Annotated in this window: 20 protein-coding genes; 3 read left to right on the top strand and 17 right to left on the bottom strand. The window is 60.4% G+C overall.

The features are described 5' to 3' along the window. The coding region (locus tag ACI2KA_RS25270; protein WP_404505193.1) for a helix-turn-helix domain-containing protein at positions 1-219 on the top strand (219 nt) is incomplete at its 5' end. A gap of 143 nt (positions 220-362) precedes the next feature. Here the strand turns inward: ACI2KA_RS25270 and ACI2KA_RS25275 are convergent. Continuing rightward, positions 363-689, bottom strand: a complete 327-nt coding sequence (locus ACI2KA_RS25275; protein WP_404505194.1) for a hypothetical protein — start codon at positions 687-689, stop codon at positions 363-365. A 151-nt stretch (positions 690-840) separates the two neighbouring features. Further along, complete coding sequence (locus ACI2KA_RS25280) at positions 841-1,134, bottom strand: hypothetical protein (protein ID WP_404505195.1); 294 nt, start codon at positions 1,132-1,134, stop codon at positions 841-843. Between the two features lie 152 nt (positions 1,135-1,286). Between ACI2KA_RS25280 and ACI2KA_RS25285 the strand changes: the two genes are divergently transcribed. After that, positions 1,287-3,326 carry a DUF4034 domain-containing protein gene (locus tag ACI2KA_RS25285; RefSeq protein WP_404505196.1) on the top strand — a complete coding sequence of 680 codons (2,040 nt, stop codon included), beginning with the start codon at positions 1,287-1,289 and terminating at the stop codon, positions 3,324-3,326. Beyond that, positions 3,323-5,218, top strand: a complete 1,896-nt coding sequence (locus tag ACI2KA_RS25290) for a M48 family metalloprotease (RefSeq protein ID WP_404505197.1) — start codon at positions 3,323-3,325, stop codon at positions 5,216-5,218. Before ACI2KA_RS25285 ends, ACI2KA_RS25290 begins: the two co-directional genes overlap by 4 nt. Positions 5,219-5,338: 120 nt before the next feature. Here ACI2KA_RS25290 and ACI2KA_RS25295 read toward each other — a convergent pair whose 3' ends face one another. From ACI2KA_RS25295 to ACI2KA_RS25365, 15 genes are all read right to left on the bottom strand, one after another. Beyond that, positions 5,339-5,953 carry a hypothetical protein gene (locus ACI2KA_RS25295; RefSeq protein WP_404505198.1) on the bottom strand — a complete coding sequence of 205 codons (615 nt, stop codon included), beginning with the start codon at positions 5,951-5,953 and terminating at the stop codon, positions 5,339-5,341. Positions 5,954-6,161: 208 nt separating this feature from the next. Beyond that, complete coding sequence (locus ACI2KA_RS25300) at positions 6,162-6,845, bottom strand: hypothetical protein (RefSeq protein WP_404505199.1); 684 nt, start codon at positions 6,843-6,845, stop codon at positions 6,162-6,164. A gap of 223 nt (positions 6,846-7,068) precedes the next feature. After that, the gene (locus ACI2KA_RS25305) at positions 7,069-8,484 is read right to left on the bottom strand and encodes a SecDF P1 head subdomain-containing protein (protein WP_404505200.1); all 1,416 of its coding nucleotides are present in this window, start codon (positions 8,482-8,484) and stop codon (positions 7,069-7,071) included. Between the two features lie 181 nt (positions 8,485-8,665). After that, positions 8,666-9,148 (bottom strand): hypothetical protein, encoded by a 483-nt coding sequence (locus tag ACI2KA_RS25310; RefSeq protein ID WP_404505201.1) that lies wholly within the window; start codon positions 9,146-9,148, stop codon positions 8,666-8,668. Then, positions 9,145-10,011, bottom strand: coding sequence for a hypothetical protein (locus ACI2KA_RS25315; RefSeq protein WP_404505202.1), 867 nt, complete (start codon positions 10,009-10,011; stop codon positions 9,145-9,147). The genes ACI2KA_RS25310 and ACI2KA_RS25315 overlap by 4 nt, the downstream gene beginning before the upstream one ends. After that, positions 10,008-10,538 carry a hypothetical protein gene (locus ACI2KA_RS25320; protein ID WP_404505203.1) on the bottom strand — a complete coding sequence of 177 codons (531 nt, stop codon included), beginning with the start codon at positions 10,536-10,538 and terminating at the stop codon, positions 10,008-10,010. Before ACI2KA_RS25320 ends, ACI2KA_RS25315 begins: the two co-directional genes overlap by 4 nt. 210 nt (positions 10,539-10,748) lie before the next feature. Beyond that, positions 10,749-11,792: an ABC transporter ATP-binding protein gene (locus ACI2KA_RS25325; RefSeq protein WP_404505204.1), complete on the bottom strand. Its 1,044-nt coding sequence runs from the start codon at positions 11,790-11,792 to the stop codon at positions 10,749-10,751. A gap of 14 nt (positions 11,793-11,806) precedes the next feature. Next, the gene (locus tag ACI2KA_RS25330; protein WP_404505205.1) at positions 11,807-12,649 is read right to left on the bottom strand and encodes a carbohydrate ABC transporter permease; all 843 of its coding nucleotides are present in this window, start codon (positions 12,647-12,649) and stop codon (positions 11,807-11,809) included. Beyond that, positions 12,639-13,565, bottom strand: a complete 927-nt coding sequence (locus ACI2KA_RS25335; RefSeq protein ID WP_404505206.1) for a carbohydrate ABC transporter permease — start codon at positions 13,563-13,565, stop codon at positions 12,639-12,641. Before ACI2KA_RS25335 ends, ACI2KA_RS25330 begins: the two co-directional genes overlap by 11 nt. A gap of 55 nt (positions 13,566-13,620) precedes the next feature. Next, a complete protein-coding gene (locus tag ACI2KA_RS25340) occupies positions 13,621-14,880 on the bottom strand; it encodes an ABC transporter substrate-binding protein (RefSeq protein WP_404505207.1) in 1,260 nt (419 codons plus the stop codon). 29 nt (positions 14,881-14,909) lie between these two features. Next, positions 14,910-16,520 carry an FAD-dependent oxidoreductase gene (locus ACI2KA_RS25345; protein ID WP_404505208.1) on the bottom strand — a complete coding sequence of 537 codons (1,611 nt, stop codon included), beginning with the start codon at positions 16,518-16,520 and terminating at the stop codon, positions 14,910-14,912. Position 16,521: 1 nt separating this feature from the next. Further along, complete coding sequence (locus ACI2KA_RS25350; protein WP_404505209.1) at positions 16,522-17,568, bottom strand: LacI family DNA-binding transcriptional regulator; 1,047 nt, start codon at positions 17,566-17,568, stop codon at positions 16,522-16,524. A gap of 274 nt (positions 17,569-17,842) precedes the next feature. Continuing rightward, positions 17,843-19,267, bottom strand: a complete 1,425-nt coding sequence (locus ACI2KA_RS25355) for an aldehyde dehydrogenase family protein (protein WP_404505210.1) — start codon at positions 19,265-19,267, stop codon at positions 17,843-17,845. 17 nt (positions 19,268-19,284) lie between these two features. Continuing rightward, a complete protein-coding gene (locus tag ACI2KA_RS25360) occupies positions 19,285-20,979 on the bottom strand; it encodes a GMC family oxidoreductase (RefSeq protein WP_404505211.1) in 1,695 nt (564 codons plus the stop codon). After that, on the bottom strand, positions 20,976-21,773 hold the full coding sequence (locus tag ACI2KA_RS25365) for an ABC transporter permease (RefSeq protein ID WP_404505212.1): 798 nt from the start codon (positions 21,771-21,773) through the stop codon (positions 20,976-20,978). Before ACI2KA_RS25365 ends, ACI2KA_RS25360 begins: the two co-directional genes overlap by 4 nt. Position 21,774 lies beyond the last annotated feature (1 nt).

Genomic DNA, 21,774 nt, shown 5'->3' on the forward strand with positions numbered 1-21,774 from the left:
CACCAGCAGCCCTCCCTTTCGGAGCAGATGGATCGCTTCGAAATCGGTGTCATCGAGGCGGCGCTACGTCGCGCGCGGGGCGATGTGGGAGACGCCGCGGAAGCTCTCGATCTGCCGCGGCGAAGCCTCTACGCCAGGCTGCAGCGTCACGGCATAGATGGGGCCGCCTTTAGAGGCCGAGCCGACACCGCCAAAGGCAACCAACGCGATTGCAGTTGAACAGCGGCAATGCGGTCATGATATCCGCGGCGCACGAGGCCGACATGATCATGGGTGAACATTCTTTGCCTCCAGCAGAGCCAGACATATATCTGGCTCATCGGCAAGCCCGCACCGGATTCCAGAGCGGCCGCCGCTGGAGCTCAATCAGCAAAGGCGACCAGGCCCACACCCCGGCTCACGGCTCTTTCAAAAATTTCGCGCATCATGTCGACTGCAGCGAGCGCCTGCCGGTTCCCTGCCAATTCGCGTGTATTTGCCGCGAAAACCTCCAGCAATATCAATATCTGTGTGGGCTTTAGCAACGAGTCCTCGAAATACGCGAGACCGGCGCCGGCCCGCCGGCCCTTGTCAAACAGGACAGCGAGCGATTGGTGCGTATCGAGGTCGATCGAGGCCGCGAATTCCAGGCGCTCGGGGTTCCGGGGCAGGATTACGGTAAGGGGATCTGCATAATAGATGTCCAGCATATTCAATCCAATCCAGAGCCTGTGACTGCCAGGACCTGATCTTTTCGCCAACGCCAAGCCGCAAATGAGGCCATGGCGGAGAACCACTGATCAGGCTTCACCGCCTTCTGCACCACGATATTGTCCGCACCGCGCCGATCACGCACAGCTTTCACCCGATCGGCGGATGGAAAACATCCCCGTCCTCGATCAGAAAAAAATAGCCTGTCGATGCGGTCCCTGCCGCCGGGTCTGCCTCCGACACGAACAGAGTCGCATCCGAAATCGTGACCGGCAGATCAAAATAGCGCCAGGACGGGCTCTTTTCGGCGCGAAACAGGCACATACGGGCGAAGCCGTCAAAACGCTCATACTGATTGGAAGCCGCAAGAAAAAGGTCGTCACGGCTTCTGATTGCGGCTTCAAACATCAGCCGCATTCCATCAGTCTGGGCAAGGGGCTGCATCTTTGGTGCTTTCCTTGGCAATCGCAGCTCGACGACGAATAAGAGCCGCTATTTTGTCGGTTATTTCAAACAGTTGCAAAACCCTTGCAACCACGCCATGAAACGAATTACCTGAAAATCGACTTTACTTAAACCGTTTTAAGGAAACGACCATGCAGATCGCCAAAAGCTCGCCTCCCCTGTCGCTGGATGGGCCATTGTGGATCCGTCTACGCCAGCAGGAAGATCTGCGACAGGCGATGCTTGAACGGCGTTTCGACGAGATCGAGCAGCTTTTGGCGGAATTGGAGCGGGCATGGTGGCAACCGGCCGCCGCTCCGGATGACCGTTACGTATTTTTGGCCACCAGTTCCGCCCTTCTCGACAACGCCACTGTCGATGCCTCTCTGAGGCTTGAGCTGTTGAATGACTGGGTTCGGTCCAAGCCGGCCTCTTACCATGCGCAGCTGGTTCTCGGTCATTATTATTTTCGCCGGGCCTGCGATATTCGCACGGCGTCGTGGGCGTCCGAAGTGGGGGAGGATCAGTGGGTCGCCGCCCATATGGCCTGCGTCAACGCCGCCGAACATCTGCTGAAGGCCATGGCGCTGTCGCAAAGGCCGGCGCTCGCCTGCGAAATCATGGTGCAGATCTGCCAATATCTCGGCCAGCCGGATTTCGTCGATGCGCTGTTTGACGGTGGGCCGGTTGAAAACACCATGCAGCCCGATGAATTCGAGCCCGACCTTTACCAGGCCGCTTGCGCCCAGCTTGCAAGGCACGGATTGAAGCCGCCCGGCATCGTCAAGGCCGCGCTGCCCCCTTCCGCACCGGCCGTGCAGGAGGGAGACGTTCAAAATCCCGGCTATTACTGGCTGCGTTATTGCCTGTCGATCAGGCCCCGCTGGGTGGATGTGCTGGCAGACTATGCGCAATATCTGAGCGAGCGATGGGGCGGCTCGGAAAGTGAAGTCGAAAAATTCGCGTCCGGCCCGCTATGTTCGCAACTGAGCGAAAGGGAGCGCAACGCCGTTCGCTGGCCGGGTATTCACGATACGCTGACGATCCCCGACTATCCCGAGCCCGGCGACATGCGGGCCGTTGCCGCGCGGCAAAAGAGGTTCGATCAATGGCTGTCGCGAGACCTTCCCGACAGGATAAGGTTCATTGCTCTCAGCAAATACGCCAATTTCAGCCACTATTCGTTGCAGGACACGGCGCTGGCACATCAACGCCATGTCGAATCCATGCGCTATTGCAAGGAGCCGGCGACCTATCCCGGGGTGGATGGCCCGTTCCGCGACTTTACCAACCTGATGCTGATCCAGCATTTCGAGGATGTGGAGGGCGCCTATGCGCGCGTTCTGCAAACCGCCATACGCCGTTTCGATGAGCCGACGATGCTGACCATGGCAGCCTTCGCCTGGCAGTTCGGCATGTGGGGCATAGAGGCGGACCCCATCATCGCCACACGGTTGATCGACCGGGCGGCGGAGCTTGCGCCGCTTTATGAACCGGACGAGTTCACGCCGATGCATGCCTGCCGGATGATATGGGACGGCGGCTTCCAGGACGAGTCAGCCTATCTCACGCGCGCCTTCGCCGAGAGACGTGTCTATGCGGCTGCGGCCAGCATGTATGATATCGTCAGGGGCTTCCGTGACGATACCAAACCGCACCTTCTTGACGATGAACAAATGGATCACTGGCTTGAGCGAGCGGTCGAGGAAGGGGACCCGATTGCGTTTTACAACTACGCCTGGAGCCTGGAAAATATTCATAAAACCGACCTGACAATCCGCGAAAACTTCGAGCGGGTCCGTAATCTTTATGTTGGGGCGATGCATGGCGGCGTAGCGCTGTCCGTGATCAAGGTGGCAAGCATTGACCGGCGGCATGGGACTGCGGAGGAAAAGCAGCAGGCTGTCGCCAACATGAAGTCCCTTATCGGCCACGACGACGATCATCTTGCCGGCGAAGCCTATGGCGAGGTTGTCCTGGCCTATAAATATGGCGACGGCGTTCCGAAGAGCGAATTCGTCGCCATGCAATGGTTTGATCGCTACAAGGAACTTTTCCCCGAGCATTCGTCGCTCGATTGGATGGAAACCCAGGTTTATGGTTCGAGTGGCTGGCAAATGGCCGGACGGGCGATGCGGGCTTTCTTCGGCAACAAGCTTTCCAGCGACCATCTGCCGCCCAAGAGCCAATGACGAAGCGCCTGCAGCCACATGACAGCAGATGGCGAGCCTTGTTATGGCTCGCTTTCGGCGATGCCGTCCTGTTGATATCCGGTGTCACCCTCGTTCTGTCTCCGCTTTTGCTGGGCGTTTTTCTCCGCTCGCCGCTCCTTCTCGTGATTTTCGCCCTGCCGTCCGCGACGTGGTTTTTTTATGGATTGATGGTGCTGCGCGCCCGCGCGGTGCCGCCGCCGCCGCTGCTATCGGACACCGTGTTGCTGAACCCGGATGATGTTCCGGCACTTGCCGCTGATCTTGAGCGGTTGCGGCTGGCCTGTGACGCACCGGCCTTTGAGGCAGTCTATATCAACCGCGAACTCAATGCGTCCATTTATCAGAATGGCTCCCGGTCCGGCTCTCCGCAGCATATTCTGGTGCTTGGCCTGCCGCTTCTGGCGCTGCTGACGCAAGCCCAGGCGGAGGCGGTCATTGCCCATGAATATGCGCATATTTCCCGATCACACGGCCATTTTGCCCGATGGGCCTATAGGGCGCGACAGCGCTGGGCGGCGCTCGGCGATCTGCATGAGCGAAACCACCGGCTGATTACAGCACCGCTGCGTTTGTTTTTATCCTGGTACGTGCCGCGCCTGTTACGCGAAACGCTGGAATTCTCGCGGCGTTGCGAGAGGCTGGCCGACGCGCAGGCTGTCGAAGCCTGCGGTGCCGCTATTGCGCTTGAGGCGGAATTCGCGCTGGCGCTGCGGCAAAGAGCGATGGCCACCGGGTTCTGGCCGGACGTATTTTCGCGTGCCGGAGAAGACGAGATTACCGTGGCCAGCCCTTTCACCCAATTGCTCGCCGAACCGGCCGCATGCCGCCCGCGCGACAGCGCGCAAGCCGCCGTCTGGCTGCATGAAAGCCTGTGCGAAAAGCCGGACGCCCAGGATACGCATCCATCACTGTTCGAGCGTGTCGAAACGACCGGTTTTGATCCCTCCGGTCCGCTTCCCGATCATCTGCCCTGGCGTCTTGACGACATGTCGGCGGCCGCAGCCTGGCTGGGGGAACACGCACCCGGCATTGCGGCGCAGCTTGACGCCAACTGGCGTGAAAAAGCCCGGCAAAGCTGGGACGATGCCAGCAACCGGCGCTTTCGCCAATACGGCCAGTTCTCGAACCTCCTGCACCGTCGCAGGCAACAGGCATTCGACGCGCAGGACTGGTGGCTCCTGGCGCGGCTTGCGGAAAAATTCGATGCCTCCGGTTCCCTTCGTCACGAGGCAATCGAACAGGGATTACAACAGTCACCGGACGATCCGACGCTTCTTGAACTCGAGGCCGGCGATCTCGACAAATGCGGCGACGTGGCTGGTGCAATCGCCCTGTGGCTGCGCATCGGCCGGGACCCGTCGGCTTCACCCTATACGGTTCACCGCCATCTCTGCGAGCTTTATCTACGGTCCGGCGACAGGCAGGAGGCGGAGCGGCACAGGCGCAGCGCCGATGATTTGTGGGCGAACGAGGATGCTGCGCAGCCCCTCTCCATCGACAGGTTTGCGCATGGGATGCAGGCTTCGGAACTCGCATTGCTGCAAGGCGCCTTGCAGCCGGTCTTTGCCCATGCGCGGGCGATTTGGCTTTGCTGCGATACGCCGCCGCATGGCCCGACCCCGACCCGCTGGTTTCTCTATATAGAGGCCTATGATGGCTGGTTCATGCGCTTGATCGGCCGCCTGACCGGCGAGGAAGACTACAGTGCTTCCGCCTGTAAACGGTTGATTGAGCGTCTGTCGCCGCGGCTACATATTGACCCCGAGGTCGAATTTATCGGACCGTCAGGGCAAATTCCCGTCCATTGCACGCCCGACAGTCTGATCGCGCAAGCCGGCCTTGCGGTGAAGCCGATCGCCGGCAAGCCTTGAAAGAAATGTGAAAGAGACATTCCGGGATCTGAAAAGCGAGATGCCAACCCCGCCAAGAGAAGCAGATGCGGATGAGCGGGGCAGCACAACGTCTTCTTCAGCATCAGAGACACTTCGCACTCAGAACGGGCCTTGCTCGATCTCAATCGAAGCGTCGCGTTCACGAAGCACGCGGCGCACCTCCGCATTCAATTCAGCCAGTCGATCCTTTGCCCGGCTATTTTTCGCAAGGAGAGCCATGACCTTGCCGATGTCCCGTTGCGACTGCGCTTCTGCTCGCTGGATCGCAGCCTGCGCCATCGAAACGAGCTGGTCATGCCTTAGCGGGAAAAAGAGGACGGTATCGAAAGAAAGCAGCACGTCTTCGTATTGAACAAGTCCGCTGCTGCTGAATTCGAGAATGCCTTCAATCCTCAGAGAGATTGTTTCATCCCCCGCCGAGCCAAAAGACAGGCGTTGCGTGAGGAAGAAGACATGCACACCGAACAGATAGATGCTGCCGTCGATGTAGCCAGGTTCAGGGTTGACAGGGAATGTGAAGCTTTTGCCGGACAAAGCGGAAAGATCAGTCAGATCGAGATCGATCTGGTCACATCGCAATGCGGTATCATGTATCTCGGCATCAAACTCGAATGTTGCCAGACCGACGGAAATCGAGGACAGCCCGGACGGGCCGCCTTGAGTGGAATAAGATGCTTCCGTCGTCTTGATCGCCGTGGCGGGAAATTTCGACATTTAAAATGCGTCTCCAATTGCGCTTGCAATTTTCGGGTTTGCACCGTTTGGGCGATGGCGCTCTCACCATGTCTCGGACAGGCGTCCAAATGAGAGAGCCTTCGAGCACGATTGCCTCCCGCCGCGGACAGTGCAAAGACGGGGGCGGTAATGTCAAAATCGCTCCGCGCCGTTAATGGCGCCGACTAGCCTTGATCCAACTTGATCGTCACGTTGTTTCCTCCCCAGCCCCTCGCCATAGTACCCGCAGGGCTTCGATTGCATCGAGGCAGGCGCGCAGGTCACCGCCGATCTTTTGCTTCCAAAGCGCCGCGGCCTTGGAACGCTGGCCGTTGCGGACGAGCGTCCGAATTTCCTGCCGGTCGTCTTCAGGAAGCGACTGCCATTGGCGAAGAGCCAGCGGACGGGGTTCGCCGAAACGTCCACTTGGATCGCGCGCAAGCAGTTCCGGGTGAACTGGGAGCAGTCGCCGTGCATCACCAGCCCCTGCCGCTTCGCTTGCACAGGCAAGGTGCGGCGTGGCCGCCTCGGGCAGGTCCCACCCCAGTCCCAGTGCGGGATAGTCGAGCAACTGCGCCATATTGTAGATCGTGAGAATCTGCGCGGAGCGGACAACGTCGGTCAGGTCCTGAGCGTCGACACCGGCAGCCGTCAAACGATCGAGCGCGGCGGCGTTTATGATCGGAAATCCGGTCGCGGCAAGATCGCGCCATCGGTCGATCCAGACTGGCTGTGGCGATGTCTCGTCCACCACGTCGTTCCACATGCCGTGCAGCAGCAATTCGTGGACAAAGTCGCGCAGGTTTCCCGCTTCGACGGCCTGAGCAGCACGCCGCGCTTGTTCAGGCGTAAGGCCGATAGCCTCGAGTTGAGCAGCGTCGATCATCGTCAACGGATTAGCGGATTTCCTCAAAAACGACCAGCCCGGATTTTGATCGTGCATCCGGCATCGAGGGTTCCGGCTGCACCGCCGCCTGGCGCTCTTGATGTTGCTCCCGCATTGCTGCCTGGAGCGCGGTACGGACCGTCAGCCTGCAATAGGAAAACTCCCGGTCTGTCCGGTACCAGAGAGCACAAGGTGTGCCCGCATGCCAGACGAAATCCTCTTTGCACGATTACGGCACCAACCGCACGATGATCGTGGCCTCGGAAGACGACAATTTCTGATCGATGGCCAGAGCCTGCGCTGAATCAAGACCATTGATGGTGACGTTGCCGTCCACAATGGGCTCTCTCACCACCGGCTCGAAGACCACGTCTCCATCGACCAGCAACTGGGTCTTTTGCCCGAGAGCTGCGCGTGTGAAATCCTCGAAGGACTTGGCGCTTTCCGGGGTCAGCACAATTTCCACCGCAGGCCCGGCAGAGGGGTCGACCAAGGTTTTCACCTTTGCGACCTTGAGCGAAATCGGTGCAATGTCCCCGACACCGTCGGCAGCGGTTTTGCCGCCATCATTCTGGCTGGGAGAGGAAACGGTATCGGCATCGGCCTTTGCCCGGTACTGATCCAGATCGATCGAAGCTTGCGTATTGTTTTCGGGTAACGGCTCCACGCGCTGGCTGGACAGGGTCTCGGCAGTCCATGCATGCGGTGCAGGCAGGACCGGTGGCTGATCCTCTCGCCAGATATGCGTCGCCACCGTGACCTTCATGCCGCCAACACTTGCGACCGTGTTTTCCAGCACTTCGATTGTCGAACCGTCGCGTGTTGAATTCACATAGGTCACGGTCCGCGACTTGCCGGCGCTTCTGACCTGCGCCAGCTGCGCGTCGGTCAGTTGCTTTGCCCGGTCCGAGAAGCTTGCGATCATGCTGTCGATGGAGGATTGTTGGGATTGCAGCAGGGCAGCCGGATCGTAAGTTACCGTCGCGCTGAACGTGGCTGTTTGCCGGGCCTTGTCGGCGGCTTCGAGTTTCCAGACGGTGCTTGTCGGAACGAGCGTTCCCTTCAGCTCTTCATTTCCCGCAACCGTCCATTCCTGCCCTATATCTGTCGTGAAAGCTTCGGAAGATTGCCCAAGCGCAAGGATCATGCTTTCCGGCGCAAGCACGTCGATAACGACAAGAGGATTGCCTTTAACGGTCTGGAGCATGCGAGCGGCCGTGTTATCTGACGCGGATGCGGACAGAAGCATTTCCATATTGGCAATGATCCGATCGGCGCCGACAAGCGCCGTCGGAGCCCCGCTCGGATCAGCATCGAATTCCAGCTCCGCAACACCATAGGCGGCGAGCGAATTGCGAAACATGGCGTTCATCGCATAGGAATCCGCAGCGCCGGTCGCATCCGGTGGAACGTCGGCTGAAAGCCTCCATTTCATCCGCATGCCCTCTTCGTCCCGCGACAGGACCGTTGCCGATTGGCGGAAATCGCCCCGCATGACGGCGGACGATGCTTCCGGCCTGTCGAACCAAAGCGACATGTCGCTCTCGGTCGTCTTTTGCACACGATAATGAAGCTCAGCCCCAACGGCAGGCTCATAAGGCGGAACGGTCACGCTCTCCGCCGCTTCGGCTCGGCTGACTGCCATCGTTGCCTGGAATATCAGCCCGGCAGCGAGCAAGAAGGAAGGGATCGGACCGATATTGCGGCGCGTCACATTCGTGCGAATTTGCGTGTCCCTCCGATTATGGTTTTCCAACACCTGACACGTCGATTTCATACTGTCTATCCCAAGTTCAACGCCACACAGCGCCCATAAGCGGTGATTTTTAATCATTGAATTCTGTCTTGCGCTGCGATTCGGCGATCATTGCACTCAGGCGGCGTTGCAATCCGGGCGGCTCGAATTCCATCCTTATGCAGCCAAGGGCGTAACACATCGCGGGAGTGAACGGCATCCAGGCTCTCAAAAGATCGAGCAGTTCATCAGACATCATATTTTCCAGGGGATCGACACCCAATTGGCCGAGCGCTTTTTCGTGATCGGGCATCCTTGCCATCGCGATAATGGCGATGGTGCGTTTTAACGCCAGACCTCTTGGCTCGTGATGCAGGTTCGTCGACCACCACCAGGCGTCGACGTCAGAAAGATAGGCGGCAATATAGGTTTCTGCGGTCATCGCCGGCTCGCCCAAAGCAACCATATCCGGAACCCATGAAGGGTCCGATGCAATTTCGGATGGTGAAAATATGCCGAGAGAGGGCGTGTCGGAGCGGTGCGTCTTCAGACCCGGTTTGCGATGGCGCGTCATGGCGAACGGCCCGTTATGTTGTCAATGGCGTTGCGTATGCCCGTTCTTGGCCGATTTTCACCCGGACACCCGTGCGATATGCCATCATCATCTCGTAATTCCGAGAGATGCTTGAATGCGCCCACAAACACCTTGGCGTTGGTAATATGCCGCTCGTCCAGCAGATATTCCCTCTTAAGGGTTCGCAGCCTCAGCATCGAGGTCTCGTCACCGCGTTCGGATTGACTGGTAAAATGAAAATCCGTGACCGCCTCCAAGGGTAGAACCTTGCCCTTGATCTGCACGGTCTTTCGGTCGAGCGCCAGCTTTGAGCCGAACCAGACACGTTTGCCCGCCTGCAGCTGCGCGATTGCTGCCGATAACAGATGCGGCTGGCAGCGATGTTCGAGCAGGTTCACAAATAATCCGCTGTCACGCCAGATCGGCCATCGGAGCCTGATCGAGGGGCCTTTATCCAGCAACAGGCGGGTCGAGGATCTGCCGACATCGTTCTGCAGGCCGCGAATCTGCTCGAACCTCAGCTGCCGACGGCCGTAATGGAAACCATCGCGGCCAATGACGAAGGGGCGCGGCGCCAAAAGAAAAGCCAGGACTGTCGGCAGATAATAGACGGTGCCGGCTAGGGCTGCGAAGGCGAAGAAATAGGCATATCCCATGTTCGGGAAGTTGCGAGACGGAGAATTCAGTTTGGCGTTCACGACAACCGCCGCCAAAAAGCCGGCGACCAGAAGGCCACCGACGCTCCACAAGAAAGCGCCGACTGGAAACCGGCGAGCCACACGCATCTCGTCAATAGCGTCGAGGTCAGCGACGTCGTAGCCTCTCTTTATGCCGATGGAACGTTCACCGAGGATAGATGTCATGACTGCGGAACACTGGCATGAGCGGCCGGGGCATCATCGGCGTGTTGTCCGCTGCTGTGCTCATAAAGCTCGCAAAGGCGCATATATTCCCTTGCGGAGCAATTGAAGGTGATCGCCTCACGCTTGATCTTCCTGTCCAGGGTTTGGACATGCAGCGCTGCCCCGGTGGTGATGCCGAAGCCGCCAAGGCTCACCCATTCGTTTTCGATGATGTCCTGCCAGCGCATCAGCGGTTTACCGCGAAACGTCAGCCCCTCTTGTGAAATGATCAGAACGGGCGCACCAAGCGTGAGCCATTTCGGCAGCGCACGCAGGCAGAAGAACAGCAAGCCGGCTCCCGCCACGATGAGAAGCAGCCACACCGGCCTGTCGACCGGCGCCTTGCTGAAAATCCGATAGGCGAAATAAAGGGCGACCGCGGACGTTCCCAGCAGAAGGACGCTCAGGAGGGTGAGCTTGACGACAGAATGATAAATCGCGTGCGGGCCGGACAGCTGGCCGCGCATCGTGGTGGAAATGTAAGTCATGGCGAGCCTTTCCAGTTGGGGTCCGTTCACAAGTTATCGCAATGGCTTAGCCGAATATAGCATCATCGGTGACGTCACCCGCATCGTCGACATCTCCTTGCGACAGGACACTCGGCCTGGACGGGCATGCCGCGAATTTCCTGTCTGGCGGTGGCGTTTTTGCTGTTCTGCATCCGTATTCGGCTGTCTCGCGTTCCGGTTTCATCGATCCTAGTTGAGGCGTTGATTGGTTCTGGCATCGAACAAATGGATCGACGCCAGATCGGGTTGAACCTTGATCGTCGCGCCCGGCTGCGCCTGTACGCGCTCGCGGAAAACACCGATGACCTGATGATCGCCGAGCATCATCGTGACCTGCGTTTCCGACCCCATTGGCTCCACCAGCAAAACGGTCGCGCTGAGGCCATGGTCGACCAGTTCGAAATGTTCCGGGCGGATGCCGTATATTGCTTCGCCCGCAGCGGGGCAGGACGGGAGGGGCAAGACGACGCCGTCAGCCTCGAAGCCGTCGGCGGTCAGTCGTCCCCTGATGAAATTCATCGCCGGCGAACCGATGAAGCCGGCAACGAATGGATTGGCCGGCCGGTCATAAAGGTCTAGCGGCGCTCCGCATTGCTCGACCCGGCCGGCATTCATCACCACGATCTTGTCGGCCATGGTCATGGCCTCGACCTGATCATGGGTGACGTAGATGGTCGTGACGCCCAGACGCTGGTGCAAACCCTTGATTTCGCCCCGCATCACCACCCGCAGCTTGGCATCGAGATTGCTGAGCGGTTCGTCGAACAGAAAAACCTGCGGATTGCGGACGATCGCGCGGCCCATGGCGACACGCTGCCGCTGACCGCCGGAAAGCTGGCGGGGGAATCGTTCAAGCAATGGCGTCAGCCCCAATATCTCCGCTGCCCATTTCACCCGCTCGGCAACCTCGGCTTTGCTGCCACCACGATGCTCAAGCGAGAAGGCCATGTTTCGGGCGACGGTCATATGCGGATAAAGCGCGTAGTTTTGAAAGACCATGGCGATGTCCCGGTCTTTGGGTTCGATTTCGTTGACGACACGGCCGCTGATCGAGATATCGCCGCTGGTCACGGTCTCCAGGCCTGCGATCATCCGCAGCAGGGTGGATTTGCCGCAGCCCGAAGGGCCGACCAGCACGACAAATTCGCCATCGGCGATATCGATATCGACGCCATGGATGGTGGCGAGTTCGCCATAGCTTTTCTTGATGGATTTAAGGGTAACGGGTGCCATGGATAGCCTTTCGATTAGCCTTTGAGCCCGGTATGGGCGAGGCCTTCGACAAATTGTTTCTGCGCAACGATGAAGACGACGAGAACGGGGATGGCGGTCATCGTTGCCGCGGCAAGCTGGATGTTCCACATCGGTCCGCCATAGGCGTCGGTAAATTGAGTCAATGCCTGAGGCAGGGTGAATTTGTCGGGACTGGAGAGAAAGACGATGGGTTCGAGATAGAGGTTCCAGCTGCCGAGAAAGGTGAAGATCGCAACGGCAGCCAGTGCCGGGCGGGAGAGCGGCAGGGCGATGGTCCAGAATATCTTGAACCGGCCGAGGCCATCCACCCGTGCGGCCTCTTCCAGCTCCACCGGCAGGGAGATGAAAAACTGGCGCATGATGAAGGTGGCGAAGACCGCCGGCGCGCCGAAGATCGGCACCAGGATCAGCGGCCAGTGTGTGTTGATCATGCCCCATTTGAGAAACATCCGGAACAGCGGAACCAGCGTCACTTCGGACGGGATCAGCAACCCCACCAGCACCACCATGAAGATGGCGTTGGCGAAAGGGAACCTGATGCGTGCGAAGGCATATCCGGCCATCGATGCCACGGCCATGGTGCCGATGGTGACGATGGCGGCGATATAGGCGGAGTTCCAGTATTGCAGCGCAAAGGGCTGTATTCTGAAGACGTCGGAATAGGATGAGAAATCAAAGGCGCGCGGCCAGATGTCCGGCGGAAAGGCAAATATCTGGCTGACCGGTTTGACCGACGACGTGACCATCCACCAGGTCGGAAAGACGAAGGGGATGAGCAGCACGCAGAGTAGGAAATAAATCAGCGCCTGCGCGCGTGGGCTGAGTTCAGTTTTCATAGAATACGAACTTTCTGCGCAGGTGCCATTGGATGAAGGTGAGCACGCCGACAATGACCAGCAAAACGATGGAGAGCGTCGAGCCATAACCGAAGAGGTAGAACTGGAAGGCCTGCTGATAGAGGTAGTAAACAAGAACCGTCGTGGAGAAACCCGGCCCGCCCTGGGTCAGGATCATGATCTGCGCAAAGACCTGCAGCGCCCCGACGATGGTGACGATGGAAGCGAGCAGGATCGTCGGGCTGATCATCGGCAGGGTGATGCGATAGAACTGCTTGAAGCGCGGCACGCCGTCGACGCGCGCGGCTTCGAACAATTCCCGCGGCACACCCTGAAGTGCGGCAAGAAACAGGATCATGTTGAGACCGAGGTTCTTGAGCGCCTGCACGACGATGACCGAGATCATTGCCGTCGTGGGATGGCGCAGCCAGTTAGGGCCTTCGACGCCGATCATCTGCAGGAGGCCGTTGATGCCGCCATTGTTCTGCAACAGAAAGCTCCAGACGATTGTCCAGGCGACCAGCGACACCACCACAGGGGAAAAGAACAGCGTGCGAAACACGGTCATGAAGGCCAGCTTCTGGTTCAGCAGCAATGCCAGCCCCAGCGCCAGGCTCATGTTGAGGAGTGCAAGCCCGGCGGAGAACACGGCAGTCACCGCCATCACCTCCCCTATGGCCGGATCGCTGAACAGCTTCTGGTAGTTGGCGGCGCCGGTGAACCGGAACGATCCCGCCAGCACGTTCCACTCGTGCAGCGAATACCAGAAGACCAGCACCAGCGGCACGAGCACGAAGACGACGATGCCGACGAGTTGCGGCGCGACGAACATATATCCGATGGCGGCATCACGGCGCGCCATGGTCCAGAAGCCGCGCCGGACCTGTGTTTGCGGTGTTTGGAGGGCAGGCACCATGGCCTTTGTTCCTTCTGCCTTTCGCATCAACGGAAAATCGGATGACGACGAAGCGTCAATTGGCCGCCAGCAACGGATCGAGACGGCCACAAAGCGCTTGCAGGACACCCGCGACGTCGGCATCGGGACGCCAGAGACCGTCGAGACCGGCGCGAACGGTCTGTTGCAGCCGGGCGAAATTGCGGACCTGCTGCGTCGACTGACCGGTCGCGACGCCGCGAATGACCACGGCCTCTATCTGCTCACGCGACAGCGATGGATTGGCGGCCGCGAGCACATCGGCAGTGAGCAGGCTCTGCCGTGCCGGCGGGAAAAACCGGGCGAGCTTGGCCACATTCGGCTTGGAGGAGAAAAACGCCAGGAATTCCGCCGCGAGCTTGGGATTTTTGCCGCTGGCCATGACGCCGATGCCTGCCCGACCTGTAACGGCATAGTCACCCGCAGGTCCTGTGGGCAACGGCACAAGATCCCAGTCGAAAGCCTTGTCGCCTTTCGGCAGCAGCGCTGCGCGGCTGATCTGGGTGGTTGTCATCGCCGCATCTCCGGCGAAGAAATCGGCCGAAACACCCGGCCCCGGCATGGCTTTTTTCACGAAGATCGCGTCGTGGATGAAGCGCATGGCATCAACCATCTCCGGGCTGGCAAAAGCACAGGACTTGGTATCTTTCGACCAGGGATAGGCATTCCAGCCGGTATAGACTTCGGCAAGGTTCTCCCACGCCTTGTATTCAAAATCACGAATGATCAATCCCTGCTTGCCGGTGGCCGCGACTTTCGCGGCCGTCGCAATGGCATTGTCCCAGTTCCATTCGCCAGCAGCGATCATCTCGGCGGGCGTCTTTGCGCCTGCCGCCCGGATCATGTCGTTGTTGACGAAAACGCCGAAGGGGGATGTCGAGAAGGGATAAAGATATTGTACCCCGTCATACGACCAGGCGGTCAGCGTTGCCGGCGGGAAGTCGCCCATGTCGTAACCTTCGGTATTGGCAAAGGTTTCGGTAAGGGGATAAAGCGCTCCGGCCGCCATGAAGTCGGGCGCGGTCGTGTCGAACAGCCAGGCCAGATCGGGAGGATTGCCGCCGGCGATCTGGGTGGTCAAGGTGGTGACATAACCTTCATAGGCAAGCGAATCGTAGGTGATCTTGACGCCGGGGTGGCTGGCCTCGAATTCATCGGCGATCTCGTTGAACAGGGCCAGATGGGCTTCGTTGGCGCTCCAGATGGCCATCCGCAATTCCTGCGACAAAGCGGGCGAAACCAGCCCGGATGTGGCCAGAAAACCGGTCAGTGCAATTTTGACTATAGTCCTGCGCATGAATAATCCTCCCAGATTATACGTATTGGCTAGTAGCCGCGAATGTCAGGCCAATGGCGCTCCACCCCTTGGCGTTCGATATGGGTGTGGAACTCCGCCAGACGCTTTTCATCGGCGTGCACGCCATGCGGGGTCTCGCCCTTGTCGAGGCAATAGGCGGCCAGCATGCCGGCCACTTCGCCGATGTTCCATTCGACCGGATGCAGCCTGTAGCAGCCATTGGTGATATGCGTGGTGCCGATATTCTTGGCCGCGGCCAGCAGGTTTGTCTTATGGCGGGGAATAAGAGCACCCAGCGGAATTTCGAAAGGGCAGGCGCCGACATCGATATAGTTATCGCCGCCGGTCGAGGGGTGAAGGTCGATGCGATACATGCCGACACCGATGCTGTCCGGGTAGTGCACCGCGCCGCGATCGCCGCGCACCGCAAGCGACAAATCCTGCTCCACCACCGTGGTCAAGGCACGAATGCGGCGACTTTCGCGAATATAGGGCGCCATCGCCAGGCCATGCTCGGTGCCGGTAATGTCGCCGCGCAGGCGCAGGCCCGGAAAACCCTGGCCGCCATCCGGGCGGGGCGCCTCGGTCTGCATCCAGTAGAACATGGAATAGGACAGGCTCGCCGCATCGGCCAGCCGCTCGGCATATTGTTCGGGGGTAACGTCGATGATCGGCGCCTCGAAATAATCGATCATCGGCCAGTTCACGAGGCAGATGTCGCTGGCATAGGCGCCGGGCCGAAACGTGTGGCGGGCGGCGATACGTCGGAATATCCAGAGACTCATATCGCCCGCACTATGGCGCTGGTCGGCAACATCGCGTGTCGCATTGTCGACCGGGTTGGGATCGAAGAACCGGCGGCTGCGCTCCAATGTCCGCGGATTGGGCGAGTCCCAGCTCAGCAACGGACCGCCCCAGAATTCGGGGGCAACCTGACGCCAATGGTCGTACCGCGCGGGCTTGTCGATGACATGATTGCCGTCCACCTGATCGACGGCGAAACAGATCGAAACGGCCTGCTGGTTGTGCGGTTGCGCCTGCGCCGGCGCGCTCGGCTCGCCGGTTTCGGACTGAGCTTCGAAACCCGTGACGTAGTCGGTCGCGGTCAGCGGCAACAGATCGCCCAATTCGGTGGCGTCGATGATGTAGCGGGCCGAGCAGGAGATGACATCGCCCGTGTTGCAATGCCGCAGCGTTACGGCCCGCACCGTGTCGCCGTCGATGTCGGCCGCGACCGGCTCATAGGGCTTGAGGATGGTCAGTTTGCCGCCGGCTGCGTAAGGGGCAAGCATCGCCTCCATCACCGCCAGCGAAACGCGCGGTTCATGGCACAGGCGAGATACGTTGCCGTCACCGGGATTGAGTGTCGGGTCCGCCCTGGCGGCGTCCGTCAGCGGATAGTGGTCGCGGTAATATTGCCGCACACCCGTGCGCAGGGCACGATAGCTGGCGGTGATCCCGAACTGCTCGACCCAGCTGTGCTCATCGGGCGGCACGGCCTGGCTGGTCAACTGGCCGCCGATCCATTCGAACGCCTCGGTCAGGACAACGCTGCGGCCGTTGCGCAAGGCCCCGAGCGCCGCTGCCACGCCGCCAAGTCCGCCGCCGACCACAAGAATATCTGCATTGTATTCTCTCACGTCAGTTTCTCTTTCCTTGGGTTGGGGAAGCAAGCGTTTCGCCCGCCACTATTTCGCAGGGGAGCAGTATCTGCTGCACGGGACCGGGGGGATTGATGAGAGTTTCGACCAGCATGGATGTCGCCTGCCTGCCCATCTCCTCGCGGGGAATGGCATAGGAGGTGAAGACGCGTTGCAGCCGAAGCGTATGTGTCCGTGTGCCGCTGCCCAGCACGATGATGGAAAGATCGCCGGGAACGCTTACTCCCTGCGTGCGGGCGTAATTGTCGAAGGCGACCGCTTCGGCCACCTCGGCAAAAAAAACGACACTCGCGCCGCTGGCGCCAACGGCGGCAAGCTGCTCGGCCGGATCGCCATTTTCGCTTTCATGGGAATAGACCAACTCGGCCGCACCCTCGATTGCAGCCATGAAACCCCGCCAGCGGTCGCTGATGGATTCCGCCGGACCCGTCGCGCCGATAAAGGCGAAGCGGCGATGTCCGACCGTGAGCGCCTGCCGCACAAGGGCATGCGTGGCCGTGACGTAATCCGCCCCGACGTAGCGCACCGCCCCGCCGGCATCGTCACGGCGGCCCACCGCCACATAGGGATAATCACCGGCGACCAGTTGCGCCAATTCGTCGCGATCGAACTGGCTGCCCAGAATCAGGCATCCATCCGCAAGTCGAAGCCGGCCCGTTTCGCCAAAAATTCGCTTGCGCCCGTCACCGTCACGCGTTGCAGCCGTCATCAGCAGAAGGTCGTAACCCAGCGTCTCGGCCGCCTCCTCTATTCCCATCAGAAATGGCGTATAGAAATCCGCCTGCGCGATTGGAAAAGCCGGCTGATAGGTGAAGACGCCCAGGATTCGGTTGGCGCCCTTGACCATGCTGCGCGCTATGGGATCCGCCACATAACCGGTATCGCGGATGGCCTTCAGCACGCGCTCTCGCGTTTCGGGCGGAATACGGCCTTCTGCCGACTTCGCCTCGTTGAGCACGAGCGAAACCGTCGCCTGACTGACCCCCGCGAAGACCGCGATGTCCCGTTGCGTCAGTCGCCTGACCATATGAACCTCCTCCCGCGCCCATGCTGCTAATGCGTATTAGCTGCTTATACGTATAAACGGGATTTGCGCGAGGATGTCAAGAGTGAGCGCCCCGGGTGATCATGACGCCTCAGCGCTCAGCCGGCGGAAAACGATAAATACAAGCAAAATCATCCCCTTAAGCTCCAGGCAGCCCCGGGGAGTGTGGGCGGGTTCGATGCCGCCAACGGTTCACAACGGAAGGTAGTGGATGGCAAGGGAGGGCAAGGGCGACGATCGCCTTAGACAAACATGGTCAGTCGCCGAAACCGACGATGCCCTTGATCTCGGTGAACTCGTGCAGGCCGAATTTGCCATATTCCCGGCCGTTGCCCGACTGCTTGTAGCCACCGAACGGCGCAGCACCGTCCCAGGCGGAATTGTTAAGCCTGACGATACCGGCTCTCAACCGCCTTGCGAAGACACGCGCCTCCTCGGGTGCGCCCTGGACGTAGGACGCCAGCCCGTAGGGCGTATCATTGGCGATATCCGCCGCCTCGGCCTCGCCGCCATAACCGAGAATGGCGAGAACCGGCCCGAAAATCTCTTCACGGGCTATCGTCATGTCATTCGTAACCCGTGCAAACACCGTCGGCCGCACATAATAGCCGGTGTTGAGATGCGCCGGCCGGTCAGGTCCGCCGGCAACCAGTTCGGCCCCCTCTTCCATTCCAATGCGGATGAGGCTCTGGATCTTGTCGAACTGCATTTTGCTGGCCACCGGCCCGATGTCCGTCTCGGGATCGCCGGGTGTGCCGACTCGGATCGATTCCGCCGCCGCCCGGGCAATGCCGATCGCCCGGTCCATTTGCTCCGCCGGCACCAGAAGGCGGGTCGGCGCATTGCAGGACTGGCCGGAGTTGGCGAAGCACTTGCTGACGGCGCTGCGCACGGCGGCAGCGAGATCAGCGCTTCGAAGCACGATATTGGGCGATTTTCCGCCCAGTTCCTGATGCACGCGCTTTACGGTGGGGGCTGCGGCCTGCGCCACCGATATGCCGGCGCGCGTCGACCCGGTGAAGGACACCATGTCGATATCCGGATGGCTTGCCAGCACCGTACCCACACTTGGGCCATCGCCGTTGACAAGGTTGAATACACCCTTGGGAACACCGGCCTCGTGCAGGACTTCGGCGAAAAGCAGGGCATTGAGCGGCGCGATTTCCGAGGGTTTCAACACCATGGTGCAGCCGGTGGCGAGCGCCGGGGCCACCTTGCAGGCGATCTGGTTGATCGGCCAGTTCCATGGCGTGATCATGCCGACGACCCCGATCGGCTCGTGGACGATGCGGGTCGTACCCTGCATGTATTCGAAGTCGAATGCGCGCATGGCGCGGATCGTCTGCTCGAAATGCGCCACACCGATACCGGCCTGCTCCTCCCGCGCCATCCGGCGTGGCGCACCCATCTCGCGCGAGATTACATCACCGATCTCGTCGTTGCGGCGCTTCAATATGGTGAGGATACGCTCCAGCAGGCCAAGACGCTCCTGAAGCGTCGTCAGGGAGAAGGCGGTAAAGGCGTGGCGGGCGGCGGCAATGGCGCGCTCGGCATCCGCCGTCGATCCCATGGCGATCTCGGCGAAAGGCTGTTCGGTGGCGGGGTCCACAACTGCGAGCCGTTGATTGCCAATCGGTTCCACCCACGCGCCATCGACATAGAATTTGTGATATTTGTCCATCTCCGCCTCCAGCGGCTTCAGCGTCCGCGCAGAATGAAATCAGCGATCCGCTCGGCGATCATGATCGTGGGAATGTTGGTGTTGGCGCAGGGGATCGACGGCATCAGCGATGCATCGCAGATCCTCAATCCTTCGACACCGTAAACGCGGCCTGTCGGTGATGCCACCGCCATGGGATCGTCCGCCGATCCCATGCGGCATGTTCCGGAGGGATGCCAAGTGCCGCCCACATGCCGGCGGACGAATTCCGTCAATGCGTCATCGTCTTCGAGCAACCCCCGCATGGTCGTGCCAAGCGTTATCGCCGTATGCACCAGCGCCGGGCGCAACGGTCCTGCCATATCCAGCAGACCCGATAGGACACCGCGCTGCAACGCGTTGCGGGTTCCGGGGACCGCCACTTTCGCCACACGCGGCGAATAGCTCGACGGAAAGGGCGTGCCACAATGTCCCGCCATGAACGGATCGGAGAGGGCCTCCGCGCCCATGCGCAACGCCTGTTTGAGCCGCGCAAGATCACGTTCGTCGCTCAACATCCTGAAATCGACGTCCGGTTCGATATGGGGATCGAGCGAGGCGAGCTTTACGAAACCGCGGGAATAGGACTTGTTGACCCAGAAGAACAGGCTGCCGAGACGCAGACCGATGGAATGCCAGCCGGATCGCGACAGGATGGCCGCATGCATGTCGCCCGGCGGAGCACCGGCAAGACCGGAGGAGAAACGCCAGATCGCCTGTTCGTGATGTTCAGCCCGGTCGCGCACCCGCATCCGCGGCGGCAGATAAGCGGCAACGGCGATGGACGGATGCTCCATGAGATTGCCGCCGACGCCGCCAAGGGCGGACACGACCTCCCCTCCCATGGCGGCAAGATCACGGGCGGAGCCGATGCCGGAACGCATCAGCAAAGCGGGCGTGTGTATGGCGCCGGCGCAGACGATCACTTCCGCCGCATGGATCGTCTCCCCAGTCGCACCCGCCAATCTTGCCCCTGCGGCGCGGCGGCCGTCGAACAGGACGCGGTCCACCACGCTTTCGGTGATAATCCTGAGGTTGGGGCGTTTGCGCACCTGCGGCGTGAGATAGGCGAGCGAGGTCGGCAGTCGCTCGCCGCCGTCGCTGACGGCGATGGCGCCGCGAAAGACACCATTTTCCCAAGGCCCGTTCTGATCGGGCCTTATTCGATGGCCGCGCCGGTCGAGCGTCTTCATGACACGGTCCACGAAAGGTGAAATCCGCTCGTCGGATATTCTCCGGACCGTCAGCGGCCCGTCTGCGCCGTGCAGGGGGCCGTCAAAATCCCTGTCGGCTTCGATCTTCCGGAAATACGGCAGGCAATCGTCCCAGCCCCAGCCTTCCGCACCCAGCGCCTGCCACTCGGCATAATCGGCGGGAGCACCACGATTGGCCATCAGCGCATTGATTGCCGAGCCGCCGCCCAGGAGCCGCGCCTGCTCGTAACGACGCGAGGAGCGGAGCACGGCATTGGAACGACTATCGCCCATCAGCGCGGTCAATTGCGACCATATGTTGCGCGTATCGAGATAGGCGCGACCGGGATAGCGGCTGCGCACCTCATCGGGAATATCGTCAGCCGAAATATTACGCCCGGCCTCGACCAGGACGACCTTGCGCAGGGGATCTGCGGAGAGGCGGGCGGCCAGCACGCAACCCGCCGATCCGCCGCCGAGGATCAGGTGATCGACAATCATGTCGCCCGACCCTGCGAATGTTCGGTGTTGCGGGCGTTGATCGCCGCCAGCATCAGCAGGATGAACGAAATCGCCGTCAGCAGGGAGCTGATCGAGGCGATGGTCGGGTCGATCTCGTCGCGCAGCGCGGTAAACATGCGCTTGGTGAGCGTCTGGTATTCACCGCCGGAAATGAAAAGCGAGACCACGGTTTCATCAATGGCGGAGATGAAGGCGAAGAGCAGGCCGGAAATGACGCTCGGCCGGATTTGCGGCAGGGTGACGATGAAGAAGGTGCGCCAGCGGTTCATGCCGAGACTTCGCGACACCATCTCCTGCGTGTGATCGAATTTGCGCAGCCCGACAAGGACGGATGTGACGACATAGGGCAGCCCCAGCATCACATTGGCCAGGATCAACCCGGTGAGCGAAGCAAGAAGCCCGACCTGCGCGTAAACCAGGAAGACACCGACGGCGGTGATGACGATCGGCACGATCAGCGGCAGAAGCAGCAGCGCCTGCAGGCTGCGCACCAGCCGCGACTGCGTGAGGTTGAGCGCATAGGCCGCCGCCGTCCCGAGAATGGTGGCAACGATGGCGCTGGAGACGGCGACAATCAGGCTCACCCGGGTCGCCTGCATCCAGGCGGCGCTGCCGAGATAGGCCTCGTACCAGCGCAGCGACCAGGATGGCGGCGGGAAAGCGAGGAAACGCGCGCCGGAAAAGGACATCGGCAGAATGATCAGGATCGGGATCATCAGCCAGGCCAGAACAAGGGCGACAAAACCGTAGAGAAGGATTTTCGGCAGGCTCATG

This window comes from Agrobacterium sp. NPDC089420 (assembly GCF_044900305.1).
Taxonomy (GTDB): domain Bacteria; phylum Pseudomonadota; class Alphaproteobacteria; order Rhizobiales; family Rhizobiaceae; genus Agrobacterium.

Excerpts from the sequence above, each read along its gene's own strand:
- ACI2KA_RS25285 (WP_404505196.1), top strand. The coding sequence starts at position 1,287 with ATGCAGATCGCCAAAAGCTCGCCTCCCCTGTCGCTGGATGGGCCATTG.
- ACI2KA_RS25365 (WP_404505212.1), bottom strand. The coding sequence starts at position 21,773 with ATGAGCCTGCCGAAAATCCTTCTCTACGGTTTTGTCGCCCTTGTTCTG.
- ACI2KA_RS25310 (WP_404505201.1), bottom strand. The coding sequence starts at position 9,148 with ATGACGCGCCATCGCAAACCGGGTCTGAAGACGCACCGCTCCGACACG.
- ACI2KA_RS25280 (WP_404505195.1), bottom strand. The coding sequence starts at position 1,134 with ATGCAGCCCCTTGCCCAGACTGATGGAATGCGGCTGATGTTTGAAGCC.
- ACI2KA_RS25355 (WP_404505210.1), bottom strand. The coding sequence starts at position 19,267 with ATGGACAAATATCACAAATTCTATGTCGATGGCGCGTGGGTGGAACCG.
- ACI2KA_RS25330 (WP_404505205.1), bottom strand. The coding sequence starts at position 12,649 with ATGAAAACTGAACTCAGCCCACGCGCGCAGGCGCTGATTTATTTCCTA.
- ACI2KA_RS25360 (WP_404505211.1), bottom strand. The coding sequence starts at position 20,979 with ATGATTGTCGATCACCTGATCCTCGGCGGCGGATCGGCGGGTTGCGTG.
- ACI2KA_RS25340 (WP_404505207.1), bottom strand. The coding sequence starts at position 14,880 with ATGCGCAGGACTATAGTCAAAATTGCACTGACCGGTTTTCTGGCCACA.
- ACI2KA_RS25335 (WP_404505206.1), bottom strand. The coding sequence starts at position 13,565 with ATGGTGCCTGCCCTCCAAACACCGCAAACACAGGTCCGGCGCGGCTTC.
- ACI2KA_RS25350 (WP_404505209.1), bottom strand. The coding sequence starts at position 17,568 with ATGGTCAGGCGACTGACGCAACGGGACATCGCGGTCTTCGCGGGGGTC.
- ACI2KA_RS25290 (WP_404505197.1), top strand. The coding sequence starts at position 3,323 with ATGACGAAGCGCCTGCAGCCACATGACAGCAGATGGCGAGCCTTGTTA.
- ACI2KA_RS25295 (WP_404505198.1), bottom strand. The coding sequence starts at position 5,953 with ATGTCGAAATTTCCCGCCACGGCGATCAAGACGACGGAAGCATCTTAT.
- ACI2KA_RS25315 (WP_404505202.1), bottom strand. The coding sequence starts at position 10,011 with ATGACATCTATCCTCGGTGAACGTTCCATCGGCATAAAGAGAGGCTAC.
- ACI2KA_RS25320 (WP_404505203.1), bottom strand. The coding sequence starts at position 10,538 with ATGACTTACATTTCCACCACGATGCGCGGCCAGCTGTCCGGCCCGCAC.
- ACI2KA_RS25305 (WP_404505200.1), bottom strand. The coding sequence starts at position 8,484 with ATGGCAGTCAGCCGAGCCGAAGCGGCGGAGAGCGTGACCGTTCCGCCT.
- ACI2KA_RS25275 (WP_404505194.1), bottom strand. The coding sequence starts at position 689 with ATGCTGGACATCTATTATGCAGATCCCCTTACCGTAATCCTGCCCCGG.
- ACI2KA_RS25325 (WP_404505204.1), bottom strand. The coding sequence starts at position 11,792 with ATGGCACCCGTTACCCTTAAATCCATCAAGAAAAGCTATGGCGAACTC.